Origin of the sequence: Polaribacter sp. Hel1_33_78, assembly GCF_900106075.1 — a bacterium.
In the GTDB taxonomy this organism is placed as follows: Bacteria; Bacteroidota; Bacteroidia; order Flavobacteriales; family Flavobacteriaceae; genus Polaribacter.
In genome coordinates this window covers 1,195,542-1,221,556 of record NZ_LT629794.1, presented here as the reverse complement: position 1 = coordinate 1,221,556, position 26,015 = coordinate 1,195,542, and the positions used below count along the sequence as shown (strand labels likewise).

Annotated in this window: 12 protein-coding genes, 1 tRNA gene and 1 pseudogene; 3 read left to right on the top strand and 11 right to left on the bottom strand. The window is 31.9% G+C overall.

From position 1 onward, the window contains the following. Positions 1-2: 2 nt before the first annotated feature. The 9 genes and pseudogenes from BLT88_RS05190 to BLT88_RS05155 all read right to left on the bottom strand — a co-directional run bounded on the left by BLT88_RS05190 (position 3) and on the right by BLT88_RS05155 (position 17,655). A complete protein-coding gene (locus BLT88_RS05190; RefSeq protein WP_091953451.1) occupies positions 3-4,238 on the bottom strand; it encodes a sulfatase-like hydrolase/transferase in 4,236 nt (1,411 codons plus the stop codon). A 13-nt stretch (positions 4,239-4,251) separates the two neighbouring features. After that, positions 4,252-8,154 (bottom strand): T9SS type A sorting domain-containing protein, encoded by a 3,903-nt coding sequence (locus BLT88_RS05185; RefSeq protein ID WP_091953449.1) that lies wholly within the window; start codon positions 8,152-8,154, stop codon positions 4,252-4,254. A gap of 93 nt (positions 8,155-8,247) precedes the next feature. After that, complete coding sequence (locus tag BLT88_RS05180; RefSeq protein ID WP_091953448.1) at positions 8,248-9,690, bottom strand: T9SS type A sorting domain-containing protein; 1,443 nt, start codon at positions 9,688-9,690, stop codon at positions 8,248-8,250. A 140-nt stretch (positions 9,691-9,830) separates the two neighbouring features. Further along, a complete protein-coding gene (locus BLT88_RS14235; RefSeq protein WP_172824262.1) occupies positions 9,831-10,007 on the bottom strand; it encodes a hypothetical protein in 177 nt (58 codons plus the stop codon). Positions 10,008-10,035: 28 nt separating this feature from the next. Next, positions 10,036-12,600: a T9SS type A sorting domain-containing protein gene (locus BLT88_RS05175; protein ID WP_091953446.1), complete on the bottom strand. Its 2,565-nt coding sequence runs from the start codon at positions 12,598-12,600 to the stop codon at positions 10,036-10,038. Between the two features lie 156 nt (positions 12,601-12,756). Further along, positions 12,757-14,070 (bottom strand): glycoside hydrolase family 71/99-like protein, encoded by a 1,314-nt coding sequence (locus BLT88_RS05170; RefSeq protein WP_091953445.1) that lies wholly within the window; start codon positions 14,068-14,070, stop codon positions 12,757-12,759. Between the two features lie 115 nt (positions 14,071-14,185). Beyond that, positions 14,186-16,780, bottom strand: a complete 2,595-nt coding sequence (locus tag BLT88_RS05165; protein WP_091953443.1) for a hypothetical protein — start codon at positions 16,778-16,780, stop codon at positions 14,186-14,188. A gap of 209 nt (positions 16,781-16,989) precedes the next feature. Continuing rightward, positions 16,990-17,123, bottom strand: a pseudogene (locus BLT88_RS14330) (ATPase); the annotation flags it as partial. A gap of 447 nt (positions 17,124-17,570) precedes the next feature. Continuing rightward, positions 17,571-17,655: transfer RNA gene (locus BLT88_RS05155), tRNA-Ser, on the bottom strand. Positions 17,656-17,897: 242 nt separating this feature from the next. Here BLT88_RS05155 and aroC point away from each other — a divergent pair. The 3 genes from aroC to BLT88_RS05140 all read left to right on the top strand — a co-directional run bounded on the left by aroC (position 17,898) and on the right by BLT88_RS05140 (position 21,183). Further along, a complete protein-coding gene (gene aroC, locus BLT88_RS05150; RefSeq protein ID WP_091953440.1) occupies positions 17,898-18,962 on the top strand; it encodes a chorismate synthase in 1,065 nt (354 codons plus the stop codon). 217 nt (positions 18,963-19,179) lie between these two features. Then, complete coding sequence (locus BLT88_RS05145; RefSeq protein WP_091953439.1) at positions 19,180-20,268, top strand: heparan-alpha-glucosaminide N-acetyltransferase domain-containing protein; 1,089 nt, start codon at positions 19,180-19,182, stop codon at positions 20,266-20,268. A gap of 27 nt (positions 20,269-20,295) precedes the next feature. Then, complete coding sequence (locus tag BLT88_RS05140) at positions 20,296-21,183, top strand: alpha/beta hydrolase (RefSeq protein WP_091953438.1); 888 nt, start codon at positions 20,296-20,298, stop codon at positions 21,181-21,183. 74 nt (positions 21,184-21,257) lie between these two features. On the opposite strand, the gene BLT88_RS05135 is transcribed toward BLT88_RS05140, so the two are convergent. Together BLT88_RS05135 and rpoC are read right to left on the bottom strand one after the other, a co-directional pair. After that, positions 21,258-21,569: a DUF3467 domain-containing protein gene (locus BLT88_RS05135; RefSeq protein ID WP_036785199.1), complete on the bottom strand. Its 312-nt coding sequence runs from the start codon at positions 21,567-21,569 to the stop codon at positions 21,258-21,260. Positions 21,570-21,699: 130 nt separating this feature from the next. After that, positions 21,700-25,974, bottom strand: a complete 4,275-nt coding sequence (gene rpoC, locus BLT88_RS05130; protein WP_091953436.1) for a DNA-directed RNA polymerase subunit beta' — start codon at positions 25,972-25,974, stop codon at positions 21,700-21,702. Between the last annotated feature and the right edge of the window lie 41 nt (positions 25,975-26,015).

Genomic DNA, 26,015 nt, shown 5'->3' with positions numbered 1-26,015 from the left:
TATTAATAAAGAATAAACTTTCGTGAAAAATATTTCCCTTCGATATTCGCTTTTAGGATATAAACTCCACTTTCTAAATATGAAATATCAATTTCATCTTTTGCATCCATTTGGTTTTTGAGTACTACTTGACTTCCATTTATATTGTAAATTGTAACCTTCATCAATGACGTGAATGATGTTATGATCTGTATATTTTTTACAGTTTTATCATAATAAATGCTAAATTTCTCATTTGGAACTTGGTTATCGTCAAGTGACAAGACAAACATTGAGTCCCAAGCACCCGCATCATTTCCATCAGTTCCAAAATCTACAGGAGTATTATCTCCATTTGGTGCAATATCATATTCTACTTTTCCAGATGTTTCATTAAAATGTAAATTAGAAGAAGTTAAAGCTGCTTTTATTTTAGAGGAGCTATACATGTCATCTGGTCCAAAACCTTTAGAAACACCAGACAATGAATTTATAAAGTTTAATTGGACTACGGAAGCAATATTTATATCAGATTCTGGGTTCATGGTATCCCCTAAAAGATTGTCATAAATCAAGGAGTTTTTAATCTCGAAATTTCTATTTCCTTCAATTCTAATTCCACCAGCTTTTCCTGCTTCTGCAGATGTTAAGATTACTTTGTTACCAAAAACAGTTATATTTTCTAAATTACTGGTAGCATTTAAACCACCAAAATATAAACCTCCGCCTTGAAAAGTTGCTTGGTTATTATAAAATGTATTTTTAGACATTATTACTTTTCTGCCATCTCCAAAAATATTTATTGCACCACCATTGGCTCTATCTCCATTTCCATCAATTTTGTTAATATTTGCTGCTGTATTATTTATAAATAAAGAATTAGTTATGGTTAAAGTTCCGTCTCCAGAACCACTAATTGCACCACCATTTCCTCTAGCTAAATTATTTTTGAAAATTGAGTTTGTAATCGTTACATTTCCTTCACTAAAAAATAGACCTCCACCAGCTTTATCTACGCCTCCTGTAGAATTATCATCAAATATGCTATTGGTAAAAGTTAAATTAGAGTTCGTATTCATATTTATTGCTCCACCATTAATTGATGATTCCTTGTTTCCTTTAAAGGTAATATCTGAAAAAGAAACATTAAGATTTGGTTTGCTAATATGAAATAATCGGTCTGTATCTTGTTTATTTGCATCTGGTGAAATTATGGCATTATCTGTGCCCATAAAATTCATGCTTTTTTGAACTGAAATTTTAGAATTCTGTATTACAGCTCCAGAGATATTAATTGTACTTCCTTCTTTTGCAAGATTGTAAGCTTTTTTAACAGTTGAAACGGCCGTTCCTAGACTTGTTCCTGTATTGGTGTCATCTCCAAATTCTTCCACATAATAATTTGTTATATCTGGTAAATTAGGATAAGAAGGTTGGTTTGAAGTCAGATTAATTTCACCTCTTAAAGCTTCGCCTGCTTTACCTGTAAGCCATAAATAATAATCGTTTGGTAAGCCTTCATAATTTGTAAATTGACTTTCTGCTGATGAAGGTGGATTATTATCTACTTTAAAGATACAGGTACCTTCGTCCATTTCATCAAACATTGCTACATAAACTGTCTGTGAACCAGCATCTATAGCATTATAAAATTGACGCCATAGAAAATCTCCTTTTAATCTTGGTATACTGTTAAGGCTAGAAATTTCTCCTTGACTTTTCTTTAAATTCTGCCAACTAAAACCTGGAAAAACTACAGGCATATATAATAAGTTTTCTGCATCACACCATGCTTTATCCGCAATTATAATACTCTTATGACTATCAATACCACTAATATTACTATACCTTCCAGGCGTCCAAGGATGTACAATGTCTGCTGATTTTATGACGTTAAGCAGCTGAGGGTTATTAATGGCATCTCCTTGTCCTGGAGTTCTCCAATTTCTTGGAACGCCTAATAAAACTGCACAACCATCGTTTTTAAAATAGTTGATCAATTCTTCTATATCGTCTAAATCGTAATTATCCGTTCTATTAAAACCAACACCCCAGATTGCTACCACAGGTTTTTGTTGGTAGGTTAATACATACTCTTTTGTGTTATCATTAACCCCGTGTTTGTTAGCCATTTCTTGCCAATGTTGTTTAATATCATTTATCATGGTTCCTGTTGCATTGGATCCAGATAAATCATACATAATACTAACTAATCTATTGTTATTTGCTTTTGCTCCGGCTATAATATTGTCAAATACAACAAGAGCATTGGCCCTACCTTTTGGGTTATTAGACCTTAAATTGGAAGCAAATTGTTGAAAGAAAACACCATCAATGTCATAATCATTCATCCATTTAAAATGACGATTTACGGTTTTTGTATTGGTTGAAGAAAACACATTAGCTTGAGATCCATCTTTGTGCGTAAAAGGTGTTGCATATTTTTCATCTGCATCTGCTTCACTCATGTCTGGCCAAAAATCTACAGTTACTTGTCCTGGCTCAAAGGCACCACTTGCAGTTTTATAATGCTGCCAGCCACGATTTGAGCCATCTGTTGGTGTATTAAACCAACCTTGATAACCTGCCAAAACCTTGCCCAAAATTGAAGTATTTTCTGTACTAACCGACAAATCTACATTGGTATCTGTGAATTCTTGATAGGGTCTGTTGGGAAAACTAAGCAATTCTGTTCTTAATATATTTCTTAATTCTGTAGATTTTTGAGGTTGTGTATTAAAAAGATTAGTAGTTTCATAAGGATCGTTTTTTAAATCGAATAATTGATCTTTTATATTGTATAAAGGATATTGAGCAGCCGCTAAACCACCTAAAGAAACATTAGGAATATAATAGGGTAAGGGGACTTGAGTACCATTTATACCATTAAAAGTTTCTCCATTTGCAATTTTTGTATTGATGCCATCAGGATAACGCACTGTTACGTATTTCCAATCTTTTGTCCGTATGGCTCTTGAATATCCCAACTCAAAAAAGAGGTGGTCATGCACTGGTGCTTTTGAATTGTTCGTAATTACTTCTTTTAAGCTTTTACCATCTATTTCAGAATTAGAAATATTCACCCCTGCTATATCTAAAAAAGTAGCCGCAAAATCTATATTTTGAACCAACTCATCATATGTTCCAGTAGTTGATATGCCATTTTTCCAATACATCATTAACGGAACTTTAATTCCTCCTTCATAATTTGTAGATTTTCCTTTGTTAAAATCTCCATGATCTGAGGTGATAATAATTAACGTATTATCTAATTTCCCTTTTTCTTCGAGTTTATTCACAACAGCGCCTACTGCATGATCAAACCATCGCAACCAAGCATGCCTTGAATCTTTGCCAGCAATTCCGTTAATTTCATTTATAATTTGATCTCTTGTTGGTAAATAGGAATAATCTTGAGTTAAAATACCTTGAGAAGTAATATTTACATCGGCATCTAAGCCTGCATAATATTTGTCATTTTTTATCCAATAAGGTGAAGGTCCATGCGGAATGGTTTCACTATAATACACAAAAAAAGGATCATCTCCAGCATTATCTATAAAATCTAATACTGCTTTGTTCTTATACTCAACATTATGCACATTTAAAGCATCGTTTTTAAGCTCTCTTAAATTGGCAGCATAAAAAGCATCTACCACATCAAAGCCAAATTCTTTCATGCGATCTGACCATTTATCATGATTAAATTTCATAGCATCAGAAACTGAAGATGCGTAAGGGTCTGCTGTTTTTGAATAAGCCATAAAACCATTATTACCTTCGGTATAACTCGCTAAGACATTATGATCTATGATATGAGATTTACCAATAAATGCCGTTTTATAACCTGCATTTTGCAGCTGTTTGGGTACGTTTGTTTTGTTTTCTTCTAATTCAATATTATTAGCAATTCTACTCAAATTACCTAAGGGAAAATTATTTATAAAGCTTGTGCCTTCAGATCTTCCAGCATATTTTCCTGTTAAAATACTATATCTGCTTGGACTACAAATAGAGGATGAAACAAATGCATTGTTAAAAACTATACCATTGCTAGCTAAACCATCAATGATAGGTGTATGCACTTTAGAATCTCCATTAAAACCAAATGGTCTTGACTGATTTTGATTATCACTGCTTCTCAAAGGAATTGAACTTTGATCATCAGTCATTATAAAAACAATATTTGGTTTTTGGGTTTGTCCAAATAAAGAGCCCCCAATAAATAATAAAAGAATAAGTATATTTTTTAATGCCATTTTTAATGTAAATTTATTCAAATATAATTTTCTTGTTTAGTTTACTCGTTTCTGTTTCTAAGTGCACTATGTAAACCCCTGTAGCTAATTTTGGTACTGTAATTTCTTTTACACCAGCTGATTTAAAAGATGTATTTAAAACTTGTTTACCAAGAGTGTCAAATAATTTAATTGTAGCGGTTCCATTAGGCAAGCCTACTAACTTTAAAGTAGTTGCATTAGACTTATACATACTAATGTTTTCTAAGACTATATTATCGTCTATATTCAAAGCACTTTTTGAAGCGTGCATATAAAATCTACCAACATCATTTAAAGCTTCTGATAAAGTAACTTTAAAAGTTTTGCTATCTGTTAGTTCATTAAAAGTCTTTGCTACTCTATCTTCTAAATATACTTTTACATCCGTAGGGAAATTAGTTTGCTCTATAGAAAAAGTAAGTTCTTTACCAGCTTCTGCAATAACACCTACCGGAATTACTATAGACTCCATTTCTGAGATTGGTAATGATTGTACTTGGTATTTTTTACCTTGACTGTCTGCTACTAAATCTGTAAATACACTTAAAGTACTTGCAACACCACTAAAAACTTCACCTTCCCATCCACTATCAAAACCTGTGGTTACATTGTCTAAATAATACAATTCAGCAATACGAACTTTTTGACCATCAGTCAGAGATAATTTTACTTCAGCCCTAGTATTTTTTAGAAAAGTGTCTACTGCTGCAGACGACTGGTTACTTTCTGCAAAATTTACAGTTGCGATAGTAGCATTTTTAAAATATAAACCCGGACTTGGTAATAGTAATTCGACTTTTACAAAAAAGCCTTGTCCTGGTGCAATTTTAAAAGCCATATTCTTAACTTTAGCTATGTAATTTCCTCCAGAACCTATTGTTTGATCCCAAACCCAAATTTGATCTTGAGCCAATTTTACGTTGTCGCTTAAAAATGTTTCAATATTTATAAAAGAAGTGTATGGATTTCCTAATAAGTTAAATCCATCTCCAGTATTATATATTGCTGCATCAATACCAGCATCATTGGTATTTAAGTTTCCATTAAATACAACTGGTCCCGCAACAGATCTTTTCATAGAGTACCCATAACCTGAAATAAAATCACCTGCATTTGTATCATCCTTTTTAAGATATTCCCATGTATTTGTATCGGTTACATATTTTCCAAGACCCCTAAATAGGTTAGAAGTACTTGTTGCCAAACTTTCACTAGTTGCATAAGCATTGTTATAAGTTTCACCTGAAACTGGTGAAGACATTAAGTGCCAGCCTTCTTGACTACCTTCTATGTAACTTAAATTTCTAGTGTAGAATATTTTACCAGTATCTCCGGTAACAGTTCCAGTTATAATTAGACTCTTACCATCATTTATTTTTAAATTATCTTTTACTTTTAAATCTACAAAAGTAGCATCCGTATCTAAGATTGCTTCTGCACCAAGTAATATTGCAACATAGTCTGTGCTTATTGGCAAACCGCCATTTGACCAGTTTGATGTATTACTCCATAAGTTACTTGTTGTTCCTTTAAATATATTTATGTTAGAATCCCAAGCGCCTATATCACTCAAGTTATCTCCAAAATCAATGGGTGTGTGATCTGTTAATGTATTTGGTGCAATAAAAGTTACTTTGTTAATATTATCACCACTTATTTGAAATTCTAAATTTGATAATGATAGATCTGCATCAATTATTGATGTAGTAAATATATCTTCATGAGCAGAATCCAAAGCTGGTTTTATACTTTGAGTAATTGAATTTTCTAACGTCACTTGCACATTCGTAGGCACACCGATATCTGAAAAATCTGTTCCTGTTCCATTTCCATCAAATACAAAGTTACCATAGATCAAAGAATTTTTAATTGTAAAAGGTCTATTACCTTCTAATCGTATGCCACCACCTTTAGATTGATTTAAAGTACTCGAGGATACACTATTATTAAAAATAGTAGTATTTGTGATACTGCTATTAGTATTAGTACCTCCTAAATACAAAGCAGCTCCAGAAATTGTTGATGTATTATTGACAAAAGTACTGTTGCTCAAAACTAATTGTCTATTACTTGTAGTTATGGCAACTGCACCACCTGTTGCACCAGAGTTTCCATCAAAAAGAGCACCAGAAACTGTAATGTTTCCAATACCACTTGCTAAAATAGCACCTCCATCTCCAGAACTTGTATTATTTTTAAAAACACAGTTAGTAATTGTTAAATCTGAATCTGTTGTTAAATTGATAACAGCTCCGCCTGAACTAGTATCAGCATTTTGAAATGTAATACCTTCAAAAGAAACAGTAAGACCCCCAGCAGTAATATCAAACATTATTGCTGTGTCTGTAGCGGTAACTATAGCAACTGATTGCCCCTTAAATGATAATGATGTAGAAATCCCTACTGTTCCAGTATGGTTAAGTGCTCCTACTATAATAATAGTAGTATTATCATTATCAGCTGCTGCAGTAACAGCTTCGTTTATAGTTGTAAAAGCTGTTGCTTCTGTTAATCCGTCTGACCCATCTCCATTTGCAGACACATAATATGTATATAAATATGCTGGTTTGGTAAGTGATAAGGTTAATGGGTCTCTTAATTTTTTACCTGCTTCACCTGTTAACCATAAATAATAATCACTTGGTAAGCCTTCGTAATTTGTAAATTGAGTTAAATTGCTAGATGGAGGATTATTATCTACTTTAAAAATACAAGTTCCTTCATCCATCTCATCAAACATAGCAACGTAAAGGGTTTCTGCTCCTTCATCTATGGCATTATAAAATTGTCTCCACAAAAAATCACCTTTTAAACGCGGAATGCTATTTAAATCTGGCGGAGTATCAGTTGATTGTGTTGCGTTTATTTGATCTTTTTTTAAATTTTGCCAGCTAAACCCAGGAAAAACTACAGGCATGTATAGTAAGTTTTCGGTATCACACCACGCTTTATCTGCTGCAATAATATTTTTATGGGCGTCTGCTGAAGTTAAATTGGTATATCTTCCTACCGTCCAAGGATGCACAATGTCTGCAGATTTGATAACTTCATGCAGTTGAGTATCGTTAACAGCATCATTATTTAAGGTTCTCCAACTTCTAGGAACGCCCAATAAAACAGAAAATCCTCCATAAGTTGGGTCATCTTTAAAATAATCTATCAAGTCTTGCACATCATCTAATGTGTACTTATCCTCACGACTAAAACCTACTCCCCAAATGGCAACTATAGGCTTTTGCTTATAGGTTACTAAGTGTTTGTTGGTGTTGTCATTTAGCCCATGTTCATCTACGAGTAGTCGCCAGTAAGCTTTAATATCCTCTACCATGGTTCCTGGTGCATTTTCAACAGATATATTTGCACGAGATATATCGAACATAACACTCACCAATCTATTGTTATTGTCTTTTGCTGAGGTAATAATATTGTCCAACACCTTTTTATCATTGATATAGGCATTTGATGAAGTTAACTTTAAATTTGTAGCAAATTGTTGAAAGAATACACCATCAATTCCATAATCATTCATCCATTCAAAATGACGTTTGACTGTCTTTGCATTCGTAGAAGAAAAAACTGTTGCAACAGACTCATCATTTTTAGTAAAGGATGTATTATATTTTTCATCTGCATCTGCTTCACTCATATCTGGCCAAAAGTCAATCGTTGCTGTGCCGGGCTCAAATAGACCATTTGATCCCTTGTAATGATTCCAACCACGGTTTGAACCATCTCCTTGGGTATTAAACCAACCTTGATAACCACATAATACTTTACCAATAATTGAAGTCTGAGAATCTTCTGTTTGTGCCTTTATTTCTTGTTGATAAATAAAAAGGACAATAGAAAACGCCATAAACATAGCTTTCTTGGATATTAATTGGATTGTTTTCATCTTAAATAGCAATTAAGAAAACTTAGTGTTACTAAAAAAAGGGGCTTCCATAAACCCCTTTTTTTAATTCCTAAAATTTAAATTTTTATTATTTTAATTGATTAAGAATTTTTTAGAGAAAAACTTTTCTGAAGTTTTACCCACTAAAATATAAATTCCTGTATTTAAATGGTTTGCATTTATCAATTGTTTAGCACTTACATTACTCAAAGACAATACCTTAGCTCCTAAAATAGTATATACCTCTAAAGAAATTGGTTCTGCAATACTATGTAAAACCTCTAAATTTTTAGATGAACCATTATAATAAACAGAAAGTTTAGTTGCTAAAAAATCTTCTTTATCTAAAGATAAGGTTAAACCAGAATCCCAAGCACCAACGTCATTACCATCAGATCCAAAATCAATAGGGCTATCTTCCGTATAACTTACAGCATCATATTCTACTTTACCAGTAGTTGGATTAAATGTTAGATTAGAAGATGTAAGATTTGCATCAGTTATAGATGTTGAAAACACATCATTTCCTCCATCACCTACTGCAACTAAAGAGGGTTCTATATTTTTAGTTATTGAGTGGTTTAATGTCAATTCTACTGTTGGAGGCCCTCCGATATCCGAAAAATTTGTTTCGTTCCCAAAGCTTACATAGTTACCATAAATTAGAGAATTTGAAATTGTAAAAGGTCTAGCGCCTTCTATTCGTATTCCACCGCCTGTAGATTGATTTAATGAGGTAAAATTTACAGTATTATTAAAAACAGTCGTATTAGTAATACTACTGTTGGCACTTGTACCTCCAAAGTACATCGCTCCTCCACCATTACTTGATACGGAATTATTCACAAAAGTACTAGTGTTCAAAACGAAATCTACACCATTGCCTGTTACAGCAATTGCACCACCTTTAGTTGCTGAGTTCCCGTTAAAAAGAGATCCAGAGATGGTTACATTTACAGAATTTCCAGCGACAATAGCCCCTCCTTTATCTGATGATGTATTGTTTTCGAAAACACAATCTGCGATGTTCAAATTTCCGTTGGAGGCTAATATAACTCCACCACCTGCGGCGTTAGTTACAGAATTTCCAGTAAAGGTACAGTTCTCAAAGGTAGCTGTAGCTCCTGCGTTGTTATTAAAAAAGACACCACCTCCAGCAAGTGTGGTAGTGTTGTTTTGAAAAGTAAGATTCTTAAAGGTTACATTTGCCGACGTTGCTCCATTTATTGTAAAGAGTCTGCCTGTACCACCGTTTCCAGCTAAAGTTGAGCTAGCATCCAAACCTTCTATAGTAAATGCAAAATTCTTAGAGGTTAGATTAGCGCCATCTGGCGTAATTGCTCCTATAATTATAAGTTTATCACCTTCAGAGGTTATATTAGACATGGCAACCCCAAAGTTGCCAAATGCATCTGATTGACTTGTACCATCTGAGCTACCAGCACCTGTTGCTGAAACATAAACGGTAGTTTGCGCGATTAATGTAAAACCAGTAAAAGCAATAAATAAAAGAGTTAATAAAGTAATTTTTTTCATATTTTGATTATTTAAGTTAGATTAATTATTAAAAATAGACAATTAAGATTAATTAATTATTAATTAACCATTATTCCTTTTTTTGAGAATAATAACACATAGCCTCATGAAAAAACATGAGGCTATGTGTTATTATTTTATTAGAATCCTTCACCAAGTGCTGTAGGACTTGTTGCCTGAGCTTTTTGAGGGTTTAATATCATATAAGTTCCTAAAGCTGTTAAGGCAGCATACTTACCATAGTTTCCTATTTTTTTAAGTGCCTCTTTTCTGTTAATTTCTTCTTGCTGCTGTTTTGTGTCTATATTTTTATTCATGGTTGTCTTATTTTAAAAAGTTAGTTGCTTATTCTATTACAATTTTCTTGTTCAATTTACTAGTTTCTGTTTCTAATTGCACTATGTAAACTCCTATAGCTAATTTTGGTAAAGTAATTTCTTTTACACCATTTGCTGTAAAAGATGTATTTAGAACTTGTTTTCCTAGTATGTTAAATAGTTTGATGTTTGATGTTCCATTAGGTAAACCAACCACCTTTAAAGTAGTTGCATTAGATTTATACATACTAATGTTTTCTGACACTGCATTATCATCTAAACTTAAAGAACTTTTAGATGCATGTAAGTAAAAACGACCAACATCATTTAAAGCTTCAGATAATGTAACTTTAAAAGTTTTGCTATTTGTTAGTTCATTATAAGTATTTGCTAATCTGTCTTCTAAATATACTTTTACATCTGTAGGAAAATTAGTTTGCTCTAAAGAAAAAGTAAGTTCTTTACCTGCTTCTGCAATAACACCTACCGGAATTACCATAGACTCCATTTCTGAGATTGGTAACGATTGTACTTGATAGTTTTTACCTTGATTGTCTGATACTAATTCTGTAAATACATCTACTTTATTAGCAATACCTCCAAATACTTCTCCTTCCCAACCACTATCAAAACCTTTTGTTGCAGTATCTGTTAAATAAATTTTTGCAAAACGCTCATTAGTGCTGGTATTCATTAATAATTTAATCTCAGTTCTAGCTGTTTTTTGAAATGCCCCACCAGTTGTTGCTTGGTTTGTTTTTGAAAAGGTAACAGCAGCTGTGTTCGTAGAATTTACAAAAAACCCTTGAGCAGGTGCTAAAACAAAAGCTTCTCCAACTGTTTTAACATCATAATTTTCTGTGCTTGAATTCCAAACCCACATTTGTGTTTTATCCATACCCGTAGCGCTGTTTGCTGCATCACCTAAAAAAACACCACTATTTACAAAAGAAGTATATGGGTTACCTAATAAATTAAAGCCTGCTGCTAAAGCCGGTGTGGTAAAATCTGTATCATTAAGCGTTCCTTCAAATACTACAATTCCATCAGCATATTCTCCACCTGCACTTTCAATTTCATCAGGTGTAATTTTCATAGAATATCCTTGACCTGAAGTTGCTGTAATATCTACCCCTGTATAATAAGACCAGCTATTATCTCCTGTATTATAAGTAGCAATTCCTCTATTAGAATTTGTACCTACGGCAATATCATTAATAGTTAAATAACTAGTATCAAAAACCTCATCAACAACAGGAGAAGCAACTAAATGCCATGCTTTTGTATTATCAGCATTATTTGTTAATGCTCTGGAGTATCTTACTGTCCCTGTTACAATAGCATCTCCATTTACCACTAACCCTTGGTTACTTGAAATTCTTAAAAGACTTGTTACTTTTATATCATTTACTGTTGTAGATATAGGTAAATTACAGTTTCTCCCTGTAAGAATAGCCACATTATCTGTTGCTTCTGGCTGACTACCTTTAGACCAATTGGCATCGTTAGCCCAACCTTCAACGGCACCTGGTGTACCACCTAAAAAGATATTAATGGCTGAACCTTCCCAAGCACCTACATCATTTCCATCCGAACCAAAATTTATAGGTGTTTTTCCTACTATAGTTAAATCTGCTATTGCATTTGGTGCAGAAAATGTTACCTTATTTAAGGTTTCATTCCAAACTAAATTAGAACCATCAAGGTCTGCTGCATCTGAACTTGTAGTTGAACCTTTTTTTAACACTACAGAGTTTGTTACCTCATCCATATTGGCATTTACCAATTGACCTAAAGAATTTATAAATTTTTGTGTACCAGCGGCAGAAGCACCAACATCTGCAACTCCACCAGCACCTGCATTAACTTTGTTATTATAAAATAAGCTATTTGTTATAGTAACACTTTTTCCTTCAATTCTTATTGCAGCACCATAGTCATTACTATTTCTGGTAATAGTATTTTCAAAAAAAGTACAGTTTGTTATAGTTGAAACTCCAGTTCCAACAAAAGCTATTGCTCCTCCCTTACCGGTTAAACTAGTAGAAGAATTTTCATAAAAAGTACACCCTGTTGCAGTTAAAGTTGCTGCATTTCCTAAAAAAATTGCACCACCTCCATTAACGCTTGTTACTGAATTACCATTAAAAACACAATTATCAAAAGTTAAAGTTGATGTTTGATTACTGAATAATACACCTCCTCCACCACCTCCAGTTGAATTTGTTGCTCCAGTAAAAATTAAATTTTTAAATGTAATATTATGACCTGTACCACCATTAATTGTAAACATTCTTACAGCTGCATCTACACCTGTAAGAGTAGAACCAGCTGCATCACCCTCAATTGTGAATTGCTCTGTTTTAAGATTTAAACTCACTGCACTAACATTCATATCTCCAATTACTCTAAGAATATCTCCTGCTGTGTCAATATCTGCTAGAGCTGTTACAAAATCGTCATAAGCGTCAGCTTCACTTGTACCATTTAAAGCACCTGCACCATTTGTAGAAACATAAACTGTTTGTTGTGCAAACAGACCACCCACTAAAAATAATGAGAGGCAAATTGTTAAAAATGTATTTTTTTTCATGATATAAAAAATTTAATTAATTAGGGTTATTTGAATTTCTTTACAAATAAGCGAAACACATATTAATATTTAATTAATTAATCCTTAATTAATAGTATTATTAGTAAAAAAAAGTTCATTTATTTGCATTTATCTTAGTATTTTATGCTTACGTAGTTATTTTCGATTATTTACTTTTCTTTCTGGTAACTCTAGTTGTAAAGGCATTTCTCCTCGTAACATTTTTGCGCCTAAACCTGTTAACCATAAATAATGATCTGAAGGCATACCATCATTGTTTACAAAATGTGCTTTATCGCTATTTGGTGGGGTATCTGATACTTTCATAATGGCTGTACCCTCATCAATTTCATCGAACATGGCCACATAAATCATTTCTGAACCTGCTAAAATTGCATTCGCCATTTGATCCCAATAAAACCTACCCCCTAATCTTGGTATGGCTCCATAAGCGGTATATCTTGCCAAATGGGGTTTGTTTAAAGAAAGGTTTCGCCAACTAAAACCAGGTGTAATTACGGGTACATAATCTAGGTTTCTCTTTTTGGTCCATTTTAAATCTGCAATAATATGATCTCTTAAATGGTCGCCAACTTTATGCACCAAAGGCGTAAAGCGTTGTACCATCCAAGGTAAAACAATATCTGCAGATGCTATAACTGTATGTAAATAAGGATCTGGTAAACAATCTTTATCTAAATCTCTAAAATATGTTGGTACACCTAACATAATTGAGCAACCCCCATAAACTGGGTCGTTTTTTAAGAAATCTATTAAACGATTGATACCTATTTTACGTGTATCATAGGGTCTGTCTGGAAAACCAACACCCCAAATAGCGACTAATGGCTTACCATTATGGTATAAGTAATTCTGGCTTTCTCCTTGGTTGGTTACTTTTAATTCATCTACCAACATTTTCCAATCTTCTATGATAGAAGAACAATCCTCACCAGTCTCTTTTAAGCCAGATAGATCATACATAACAGCAATGGCTCTGTTATTTTCTTTGGACGCTTTTAAGGCGTTTCTTAATATAATGTCTTGGGGTTTGTTGGTGTTTGTATGGTTTCTTGTAACCCCAAAAAAGCGCTGCATAAATACGCCATCTACACCATATTCTTTCATCCATTTAAAATGAAGATCTGTTGTGCTTTTATCTACAGAGCTAAATACCTCTGCATTCGTTTCATTATCATATTTAAAAACGGTTTTGTATGTTTTTTTGTATTCTGAAACATCAGGCCAAAAGTCTATTGTATTGTTTTCAAAATCGAATTTATTACCTCTACCATAATGCCCCCAACCTCTTTTAGAGCCATCTTTTGGCGCTCTAAACCAACCTTGATAACCTGCCATTACTAAACCTTTATAGCTTAAATAATTACTAGTTTTAGCGTGTTTAGATTGAGAACAAAGAGCGGTTGTTATAAAAACAACCATTAAAAAAGAAATAGAGAAGGCTTTCATAAAAATAGTTATGAAAGCAAAATATATTTAAGTGTTTAATTTTGGATTAATAAAACATTAATCGCAATAAATAGGTGTAAAAATTTAAGTATTCTTGAAAATTAAAAAAAATGGCTTACTTATTTTTATTTTCTAAGATTTCCTGAAACGAATATTTGAAATCTTGGGCATACAATAGTTTGTATTCTTTTTGAAACTTCTTAAAGGTGCTTTCTGCTAAACTATGATTGCCTTTGTAGTTATACGCTTTACATTTAAAAACAACAGCTTCTTCGTTAATAGAATCAAAATTAAAAATACAATCACATAAATGAAGTATAAAATCTGGATCGGTTTTAAAGTCAAAACTTTCAGCAAAATTAATTAAGGTTTCGATTATAGCATCGGCAACATCTTGTTTAAATGAGTCTAGCCATTCGTAATTTAAATTCGATAAAAATGGTCCTTTTTGAGTAATTTTAATCAAATGGTCTATTCGATCTCTATTTATAGTCTTTTTGTTTTTGGTTATCTGAATAACCTCGTAATAATCTGTTTTTAACGCTTTGTAATTATGATTTATTTTCCAATACCCAGTTTCTTTATCTATTGTACAATCTCCAAGTTCTTTTATTAAGTTTTTTAGCTTAGTAATGTTCACAGACCTATTGTTTTGCGCACTTCTTGTAGGCTTATCATACCATAGAATTTCTATTAACTTTGATGATGATATACCTTTGTTATTCTTAAAAGTATACATCCATATTAATAAAAATAATTCTTTTAATAAGGGCGAAAATTTACCTGTAATGTCCTCTTGGTTTCTGTTAATTACCTGAAAACCACCAAAAAATATGATTTGATATTTATATTCTCTTTCTATTGGTTTAAAATCGAGATCTTTTTCCTCAATATCAATATTTTCTATCTCTTTTCTCCCTGCATCAAGAACAACAACTTTTTTCTCTTTAATTACTGCTACTGACTGTTTTTTCTTTTTACGCTTTACAACATATAAAACAATTAGTCCTATAATGGTTACTCCCCCAAATATCCAGTACCAATAATTAGTACTTTTAGCGGTTTTAACTGGCATTTTAATTGCTGGAAAATCTATTGAATTTATGCTAAACTCGTTTTTATTCTCTTTATTTAAAAAGGAATTATACGCTACTAATTTTTTCTGATTAGGCATATAATACAAATTAGCCACAGATTTAATATCTAAAAACTTAAAAGGGATAGAATCGCCCACTATTGTAGTGCTATTATTGTCTAAATTTCCTTTTAAAAGTTTTAAATATCCTTCATATTTAATTTTATCTGAAACAAGTGCAAAATAATCTCTATTGTCAGGATTAATCCACATCTTGTTGGCAACAATCATATCATTACTAAAAGGATTAATAATATTAAATTTATGTTTAAACCTTTTGCTTTTAATGGAAAACGCAATTAAACTTGAATAGCTATGAGGATTTGTTACCTGACTTCCTGATGCACTTCCATAACCTCCTAAAATATAAATAGAGTCCTTAAAGATGGCGCTTCCTGCTAAATATCTTGGTTTAAAAATACTATCATTAGTAGGTAAATTAGTCCAAGTGCTGTCTGTTAAGTTTAGTTTTCTTACAATATTATTGTATTTGTATTGTCCGTAACCTCCCAACATATAAATTGAATTATCTGACGGGTTAAACACATTATTGTGTTTTTGAAAAATTAATTTACCTGTTTTTTTTGAAAAAGTTTCTAGATTATTCCACTTTCCTGTTTCTAAATTTAAATAGGAATAAAGCTCTTTATCTGCAGCGTAAATATAAATTTGATTATCGTTTGTATTATAAATTGCTCTATGGGCTAATGTTAAATCTATTTTACCGTTTTTGTACGGCGTTCTTTTAATAGTATTGTCTTGGGTACTATAAGTTAAGACAGAGGTTTCGTTTAAGAGATAAATGATTCCTTTTTCTTCATTTGAAGCTACCAATTGCACTCCTTCTGTTATAGAAGAAAAATTCAAATTCCAATTTTGATGTCTGCATAAAATCCAATTTGGATTTTTTAAAATGGCTTGTGTGTTTTTTAAAACATCAGAAGTGGTATTACCTCCACATTGATTTAATGGAAAATGAGAAAACAAACTGCCGTTTTTAGTTAATTTAAGATCTCTAATATTCATTTCTGGAACATCTGAACTCGAAAATTCTTTATAGTTATTTGCTCCAAAAAAGAGTTTAAAGGATTCTTGCTTATTCAACGCCATTGTTTTAAAAACAGGCTTACTATTAGATGCTGAAAATTGAATTTCATTTTTATTTAAAAAGAATTTGATTTTAATGTCAAACCAATCGTTTTTATTAATAATAGATAAATCAATAGGTAAAGTGGTTTGGGTATCTCCGACCACCAAAATTAAACTTTTAGTTTGGAAACCTGAAAGGAGTAAGTCTATATTCTTATTTTCTTTACTTATAATTCTAAAAACATATCCAAACCCATTTCCTTTTTGTTTAAAATCTAATTTTAAACCAAAGGAAACTTCAAATTCATTTTTAACTTTTACATACTCATTTGGAGAAATTTCTAAACCTGTTCTTTCATCTAAAAGATAACTTTGACCTTTAAAATTAAGACCATATTCTTGCGATGAAACTTCAAGAGAGGAGATTAAACAACCTAAAAGAAGTATCTGAAAAATAAGTGAAAATTCAATTTTTTTTAACAACATACTTTTTTTGAAATCATTAATTAAGCGACTGTTTTTTTTTTAAGAAAGCTAAACTATCTTTAAGCTTTAGTTAAAATCAATTTGTAAAACATATCTATGCTAATAAACTATTACTAGTTAATTAATCATCTTAACAAAAATAAATGAAAAGTTGCTTACTAAAAAATATATAAGAGGTTATCTTATTTGTGAGGGCAATAAATTGTTTGTCATACTCTTTTATCTCTCAAATTTTTATCGAACATAATTAAATTAAATAGTTCTCTCATTCTTGATCTTACTTGATTTCCATACCTTTCTTCCAATTTATCAGCGTTGAATTTTTAGTGCCATTTGTTACTATTGGCTTTCCAATTTTTGCCGCTGGTTTTTTTCTATAAGATCCTGCACCGATTTCTTTTCCTATTAATTCCTCAATTCTATTATAATGATTTTCGAATATTGGAAGTAACATTCTACGGTTTATATCTTCGCGCAACACTTTGCTTTTAAAAATTTTTGTTGAGATGGGAACTTTTGCGTGCATAAATTCCTTTTGAAAGTCGATGATCTCGGTTTTTAGGATGTCTATTTATTGAACTAATTTTAGATTGTTTTTGCTTCCTTGTATCCTCTGATAACGAAAGGCTAGCGAAAAATTTGGTGTCACTTATTTTAGCAAATTGCAAGTGACACCGAATAGGACACCTTTTTTATACAATTTAATGAATTTTATGGGTTTTGTAGAAAAGCAAAAACCCTTTAAAACATGAGTTTTAAAGGGTTTTGTTGTTGATTAAAAATCAATTTGCGGAGAAAGAGGGATTCGAACCCCCGGACCTGTTACAGTCAATAGTTTTCAAGACTACCGCATTCGACCGCTCTGCCATTTCTCCAGAAGTCTCATCAGATATTCTCTGAATGCGGATGCAAATATAGAAAGCTTTTTCATTTTCTGAAACAAAAAACAGATTATTTTTCAACTTTTTTGAATATCATTCATTACAATTCATAGACAACTAATAATCAAGCATTCTAATTAAAATATAGTTTTTAGAAATCATTACAAAACAGTATAAATCTAAATTACTTCTCTCTTAGTTTGCTATATTTGCTATCATAATTTTAATTTTTAACGATGTCGTTTAATTCTTTTGGAAATTTATTAAAAGTAACTACGTATGGAGAATCTCATGGAACTGCTATTGGTGGCATCATAGATGGTTTCCCTGCTGGACTAGAACTTGACTTTGATGCAATTCAAAACGAGTTAAATAGACGTAAGCCAGGCCAATCTAAAATCGTTACGCAACGTAAAGAACCTGATTCCGTTGAATTTCTTTCTGGAATCTTTGAAGGTAAAACAACCGGAACCTCTATTGGTTTTATAATAAAAAATACAAATCAAAAATCAAAAGATTACAATCACAATACCAATATTTATAGACCTTCTCATGCAGATTACACATACGACAAAAAATTTGGTAACAGAGATTATAGAGGCGGTGGAAGAAGCTCTGCTCGTGAAACTGCCAATTGGGTGGTTGCTGGTGCTTTAGCGAAACAATTAATTGCTAGTATGCATATTAATGCCTTTACCTCTTCTGTAGGTGATATTTTTCTAGACAAACCTTATCAGGATTTAGATTTTTCGAAAACTGAAAGTAATATAGTACGCTGTCCTGATGAAGCTTCTGCTGAGAAAATGATTAACAGAATTAAAGAAATTAGAAAGGCAGGAGACACCATTGGAGGCACAATTACCTGTGTTGCTCAAAATGTACCTGTCGGTTTAGGAGAGCCTATTTTTCAGAAATTACATGCGCAATTAGGTAGCGCTATGTTATCTATAAATGCTGTAAAAGGGTTTGAATTTGGTAGCGGATTTTGTGGTGCAAAAATGAAAGGTTCTGAACATAATGATATATTTAATGCTGATGGTTCAACGCAATCTAATTTATCCGGTGGAATACAAGGTGGAATTAGCAATGGAATGGATATTTACTTTAGGGTAGCCTTTAAACCTGTTGCTACTATTATGAGTTCTCAGCAAACGATTAACTCGGAAAATGAAATTGCAGAGATTACCGGCAAAGGAAGACATGATCCTTGTGTAGTACCAAGAGCTGTTCCCATTATAGAAGCTATGACAGCTTTGGTTTTAGCTGATTTTTGGTTGCTAAATAAAACAAGGAAGATTTAAATTTTAATTTTAAAATTTCTATTTTTTTCTGATATTGCTGCAACAGATCTTTAGGATAACGACGATTAACATCATAAAAACAAGTACGATTTTCTATATCCACTGTTAGGCGAAATCATCGAACAAGAATTAAATAGGAAGCAAATAAATTTAAATTAAAAAAATATTTAAATTAAGATTTGTATATTTTAATATTTCCTCTTAAAATAAAGTTGTTATGACCACTAATCGGCTATATTTTATTGATATTATTCGTGCTTTTGCAATTTTAATGATGTTACAAGGTCACTTTATAGATACCCTTTTATCTGAATCTTATAGAAACTTAAACTCAAATACTTTTTCTATCTGGTTGTATTTTAGAGGGATCACAGCTCCTACTTTTTTTACTATTTCAGGCTTAATTTTTACCTACTTATTATTAAAGGCCAAAGAAAAAGGAATAGAAAAGTTAAGGATTAAAAAAGGTATTATCAGAGGTTTTTTTCTAATTGGTATTGGTTATTTATTAAGAATTCCTTTTCTATCTTGGATGCACGGTCATTTTAACACCTACTTTTTGGTTGTAGATGTTTTACAATGTATTGGTTTAAGTCTAATTTTAATTATCCTTATCTACCTTTTATGCGCTAGAAAAATAATTGTATTTTCGATAGTATCATTCATTTTAGGTTTCCTTATTTTTCTTTCGGAACCCTTATATCGTGGCTTAAGTTTTGATCATATCCCTATTCTTTTTAATAATTATGTTTCAAAAAGTAATGGCTCTGTATTTACGATTATACCTTGGCTTGGTTATGTGCTATTTGGTGCTTTTTTAGCCACTTTATTTCATAAGAATTTAAACAAACCTCATTTTAAAAAAATAATAATTGCTTCTTTTTTTACTGTTGGTGCTGTACTAATTTTATATTCATCTTTTTTATTAAGTATACTATATAAACTAACAAACATTCAATTATTCCTTGACTCAGCAAGCTATAATTACTTATTTACAAGATTTGGAAATGTACTGATTTACTTTTCTTTTTTCTATGGATTTGAAAAATTCTTGAAATTTCCATTAATTTTAAAAATCGGACAAAAAACATTATCTATTTACATTATCCATTTTATTATTATTTACGGAAGTTTTACGGGTATTGGGTTAAATACGTTAATTGGTAAAACACTAACACCTTGGCAAGCTATTTTTGGTGCACTTCTATTCCTAATTACTGTTTGTTTTATTTCTTTCTATTATGTTAGGTCAAATAAATTTTTGTACGCCCATCTAAGACGTTTATTTTATAAAATGAAAGGTTAATAGTAACTTTTACGACATGTGTAGTATATGAAATTTTTTATTTCTTTTTTGTTTTTAGCCATTACAACCTTAAGTTTTTCACAAACGCTATATTTAGATAAAGTGTCTGCTGTTTCTAAAAGAACGTATACCTACCAGAAAAATAAAGGTGAAAAAAAATTGAAACTAGATTTTTACAAACCAAAAAAAGTAAAAGGAGCACTTCCTTTGCTACTTTATGTTCATGGAGGAGGTTTTTCTGGAGGAAAAAGAAATGATAAAAATACTGTGAATTTTGCAAATAATATGGCTGCACGTGGTTATGCTGTTGCCTCTATATCTTATCGCTTAACCCGCAAAAACCTTGGTTTTAATTGCGACACAAAGTCTGAAGATAAAATAAAAGCTTTTAATGCTACCTCTGAAGACATAAGCTATGCTATAAAATACATACTCAGCAAAAAGAGAAGATTTAAGATTGATATAAATAAAATAATTCTGATTGGAACAAGCGCCGGTGCAGAAGCTGTGTTAAACCTAGCATATGTTCATGGAACAAAAATACTTCCAGAAGACTTTAAGTTTGCAGGATTAATAAGTATGGCGGGTGCAATTATCTCTCTAGATACTATCACTAAAGAAAAGGCCATACCCACACAACTATTTCATGGAACTGATGATCAATTAGTTCCTTATGACATTGATTCTCATCATTATTGTAAAAAAAATAATCCCGGATATCTCATTCTTTTTGGGTCCAAAGCCATCGCACATAAATTAAAAATATTAGGACAATCTTTTTACTTATACACCATTAAGAAAGGCGATCATAGTTGGTCTGGTAAACCAATGTATGAATGTACTCCTGAAATTTTAGATTTTTTATATTACGATGTTTTAAAAAATAAGAAAAGACAAATACAAAGATCAATATAGTTCATAAAAAAAGTAGTTAGGATAAAATTTTTACTCTAACTACTCTCTAAATTATAGATTAATTTTAATTTTATTTAAGCCTGCCCTGATGGTCCAAAATTCATTGGAATTGGAGGTTTCTCATAATCTTTAATTTCTCCATGAGCTTGTTCAAACTTTCTAACGTTGTCTGCAAGCGCCTTCGTTAACCTTTTTGCATGCTGAGGAGTTAGTATGATTCTCGATTTAACTTTTGCCTTTGGAACACCTGGCATTATATTGATGAAATCAACAATAAATTCTGACATCGAATGATTTATGATTGCAAGGTTAGAATAGGTTCCTTCCGCAATTTCTTGATCTAATTCAATATTAATTTGTCCGTCTTTGTTTTTATTTTCTTCCATACTTTATATTGTTTAATTATTGAAATGTGTATTTTGCTTGTCCAAAAAAAAAAGTTGAATTGAATATTGCAATTTTAATTACAGTAAACAATTCAACTTTATAACTCTTAAACGCCTACACGTTGTTTATCTAGAAACTTTGTTCTATTTCGTCTTTAGGACCCACAAGAACTTTGTCATAAGCTCTCATACCTGTACCTGCTGGAATTTTCTTACCAACGATTACATTTTCCTTCAAGCCTTCTAAAGTATCGATCTTACCACTTACAGCAGCCTCGTTTAATACTTTTGTAGTTTCCTGGAAGGAAGCTGCAGAAATAAACGATTTAGTTTGAAGTGATGCTCTTGTTATACCTTGTAAAACTTGTTCTGCCGTTGCCGGTTTAGCATCTCTTGCAGATACTAAGTTGTGATCATTTCTTCTTAATAAAGAATTTTCATCTCTTAATTGACGAGCAGAAATAATTTGCCCTGCAGTTAAGTTTGCAGAATCTCCAGCATCTTCAACAACTTTCATTCCGTAAATTGCGTCATTATCTTTGATAAAGTCAATTTTATGAATTAATTGATTCTCTAAGAATAAAGTATCTCCAGAATCAATAATTTTAACTTTACGCATCATTTGACGCACAACAACTTCGAAATGTTTGTCGTTAATTTTTACACCTTGCAAACGATATACTTCTTGTATTTCATTTACTAAGTATTCTTGCACTGCCGATGGTCCTTTAATTCTTAAAATATCTGAAGGAGTCGTTGCCCCATCTGATAAAGGCATACCTGCTTTAATAAAGTCATTCTCTTGAACTAAAATTTGATTAGAAAGTTTTACTAAATACTTACTAATATCTCCCGTTTTAGATTCAACAATAATTTCTCTATTTCCACGCTTAATTTTCCCGAAAGAAACAACACCATCAATCTCTGAAACCACAGAAGGATTAGAAGGGTTACGTGCTTCAAATAATTCTGTTACACGTGGTAAACCTCCTGTAATATCACCTGCTTTTCCTGATTTTCTAGGAATTTTCACTAATGTATGACCAGATTCAACTTTATCTCCATCATTTACCATTAAATGAGCTCCCACAGGTAAACTGTAAGATCTTAACGCGTTTCCATCTTCATCTTCTATAATTAAAGAAGCGATGATTTTTTTATTCTTAGAATCTGTAATTACTTTTTCTTGGAAACCTGTTTGCTCATCAACTTCTACAGAGAAATTAATTCCTTGCTCTAAATTGTCAAACTTCACTTTTCCTCCAAATTCAGAAACAATTACACCATTAAATGGATCCCATTGAACAATAACATCTCCTTTTTTAATAGACTTACGATCTTTATCATAAATGATCGAACCGTAAGGAAGAATATTTGTACTTTGAGTAATTCCTGATTTCTTATCAATAATTTTAATCTCAGCAGTTCTTGATATTACTATATCAACTTCTTTACCCTCATTGTCTTTACCAACAACCGTGCGTAAATCATCAATAGAAACTTTACCTTCAAACTTAGCAATTAATTTATTTTCTTCAGAAATATTCCCTGCAACTCCACCAACGTGGAAAGTACGTAATGTTAACTGTGTACCTGGTTCACCAATTGATTGTGCTGCAATTACACCAACTGCCTCACCAATTTGTACTTTATTACGAGTCGATAAACTCTGACCATAACATTTTGCACAAATACCTTTCGTAGATTCACAGGTTAAAGCAGATCTTACTAGTACCTTATCAATACCTGTTGCTTGGATTTTATCAGCAATTGCAATAGAAATAGATTCTCCTGCTCCTATTAATAATTCTTCAGAACCTGGCACGAATACATCTTGTAATGATATACGTCCTTCAATCCTATCTGATAAAGATTCTACAATTTCATCATTTTTCTTTAATGGACTAACTTCTAAGCCTCTTAATGTTCCACAATCCTCTTCATTAATGATAACATCTTGAGAAACATCCACCAATCTACGTGTTAAATAACCGGCATCTGCCGTCTTTAAAGCTGTATCTGCTAAACCTTTACGTGCACCGTGTGTAGAAATAAAGTATTCAAGAATTGATAATCCTTCCTTAAAGTTAGAAAGAATTGGATTCTCAATAATTTCTCCACCACCAGCTGTAGATTTTTTAGGTTTTGCCATTAAACCACGCATACCTGTTAACTGACGAATTTGTTCTTTAGAACCCCTTGCACCAGAATCAAGCATCATGTATACTGAGTTGAAACCTTGTTGATCTTCACGTAAATTTTTCATGGATAATTCAGTTAATCTATTGTTGGTAGAACCCCAAACATCAATTACCTGATTATAACGCTCTTTCTGCGTTAGCATACCCATATTATAATTCCCTACAATCATCTCTACTTCTTTATTAGCAGTGTCAATCATAGATTGTTTTTCTTTCGGAATAATAATATCCCCTAATGAGAATGATAAACCACCTTGAAAAGCGAATTTATATCCCATGTTCTTTATTTCATCTAAGAACTCACCTGTGGTAGGAATATCTGTAGCTTTTAAAATACCACCAATAATACCACGCAAATTTTTCTTAGTTAAAACCTCATTAATATAACCAGCTGCCGCAGGAACTTTTTCATTAAATAAAACTCTACCAACTGTAGTTTTTATAATTTTTCTAACTTGTTCACCATTTTCGTCAACATCATAAGTTCTTACTTTAATACCAGCATTTAAGTCTACCATTTCTTCGTTAAAAGCAATCATAACTTCTTCTGGTGAATAGAAAGTTAAACCTTCTCCTTTAATTTTAACTTCTGGAGTAGAAATTCTTTCTTTGGTCATATAATACAAACCAAGTACCATATCCTGAGAAGGTACAGTAACTGGTGCACCATTTGCAGGGTTTAAGATATTGTGAGAGGCTAACATTAATATTTGTGCCTCTAAAATAGCCTCTGGTCCTAGTGGTAAGTGAACAGCCATTTGATCCCCATCAAAATCCGCATTAAATGCAGAACATGCAAGCGGATGCAGCTGTATAGCTTTTCCTTCGATTAATTTTGGTTGAAAAGCTTGTATACCTAGTCTGTGTAATGTCGGAGCCCTATTTAATAAAACTGGATGTCCTTTAATTACATTTTCTAAGATATCCCAAACAACTGGTTCCTTTCTATCTATTATTTTCTTTGCAGATTTTACTGTTTTTACAATTCCTCTTTCAATTAATTTTCTAATTACAAAAGGCTTGTAAAGTTCAGCTGCCATATCTTTTGGGATACCACATTCAGAAAGTCTTAATTCTGGTCCTACAACAATTACAGAACGAGCAGAATAATCAACACGTTTTCCTAATAGATTCTGACGGAAACGACCTTGTTTACCTTTTAATGAATCTGAAAGTGATTTTAAAGGTCTATTAGATTCTGTTTTTACTGCTGATGATTTTCGTGTGTTATCAAATAATGAATCCACAGATTCTTGTAACATACGTTTTTCATTACGTAAAATAACTTCTGGAGCTTTTATTTCAACTAATCTTTTTAAACGATTGTTTCTAATAATAACTCTTCTATATAAATCATTTAAATCTGAAGTTGCAAAACGACCTCCATCTAATGGAACTAAAGGACGTAATTCGGGTGGAATTACAGGTACAGCCTTCATAATCATCCATTCTGGCTTATTTTCTCTATTTTTTTGAGAATCTCTAAATGCTTCTACAACATTTAAACGTTTTAGTGCTTCTGTTTTACGTTGTTTAGAAGTTTCTGTGTTTGCTTTGTGTCTTAACTCAAAAGACAACCCATCTAAATCGATACGTGCTAATAAATCAATTAAACACTCTGCTCCCATTTTAGCGATAAACTTGTTAGGGTCGGTATCGTCTAAATATTGGTTTTCTTGAGGTAACTCGTCAGCGATATCTAAATATTCCTCTTCCGTTAAGAAATCCATTTTTTGTAATGGCTCTCCTTCGATATTTTTTGCAATACCTGGCTGAATAACTACGTATCTCTCGTAGTAAATAATCATATCTAACTTTTTAGATGGCAAACCTAAAAGGTATCCCATTTTGTTAGGTAATGATCTAAAGTACCAAATATGAGCTACCGGTACCACTAAATTAATGTGACCAACTCTATCTCTACGTACTTTCTTTTCAGTAACTTCTACACCACATCTATCACAAACGATACCTTTGTAACGTATTCTTTTGTACTTTCCACAAGCACATTCATAATCCTTTACAGGACCAAAAATACGCTCGCAAAATAAACCATCTCTTTCTGGTTTATGCGTACGATAATTTATTGTTTCTGGTTTTAAAACTTCACCTTTAGAAATTTCTAAAATAGCTTCTGGTGATGATAAACCAATTGAGATTTTATTAAACTTTTTTACAGTGTACTTCTCTTGTTTTCTTGCCATGTTGATGGATTCGAATTAAAATTGTAAAAATGGCCTCAATG

Bases quoted from the DNA above. Each gene is read 5' to 3' on its own strand.
- BLT88_RS05145 (WP_091953439.1), top strand. From the start codon at position 19,180: ATGACCACTAATCGGCTATATTTTATTGATATTATTCGTGCTTTTGCA.
- BLT88_RS05180 (WP_091953448.1), bottom strand. From the start codon at position 9,690: ATGAAAAAAATTACTTTATTAACTCTTTTATTTATTGCTTTTACTGGT.
- BLT88_RS05140 (WP_091953438.1), top strand. From the start codon at position 20,296: ATGAAATTTTTTATTTCTTTTTTGTTTTTAGCCATTACAACCTTAAGT.
- BLT88_RS05170 (WP_091953445.1), bottom strand. From the start codon at position 14,070: ATGAAAGCCTTCTCTATTTCTTTTTTAATGGTTGTTTTTATAACAACC.
- BLT88_RS05185 (WP_091953449.1), bottom strand. From the start codon at position 8,154: ATGAAAACAATCCAATTAATATCCAAGAAAGCTATGTTTATGGCGTTT.
- BLT88_RS05190 (WP_091953451.1), bottom strand. From the start codon at position 4,238: ATGGCATTAAAAAATATACTTATTCTTTTATTATTTATTGGGGGCTCT.
- BLT88_RS05165 (WP_091953443.1), bottom strand. From the start codon at position 16,780: ATGTTGTTAAAAAAAATTGAATTTTCACTTATTTTTCAGATACTTCTT.
- BLT88_RS05175 (WP_091953446.1), bottom strand. From the start codon at position 12,600: ATGAAAAAAAATACATTTTTAACAATTTGCCTCTCATTATTTTTAGTG.
- rpoC (WP_091953436.1), bottom strand. From the start codon at position 25,974: ATGGCAAGAAAACAAGAGAAGTACACTGTAAAAAAGTTTAATAAAATC.
- aroC (WP_091953440.1), top strand. From the start codon at position 17,898: ATGTCGTTTAATTCTTTTGGAAATTTATTAAAAGTAACTACGTATGGA.
- BLT88_RS05135 (WP_036785199.1), bottom strand. From the start codon at position 21,569: ATGGAAGAAAATAAAAACAAAGACGGACAAATTAATATTGAATTAGAT.
- BLT88_RS14235 (WP_172824262.1), bottom strand. From the start codon at position 10,007: ATGAATAAAAATATAGACACAAAACAGCAGCAAGAAGAAATTAACAGA.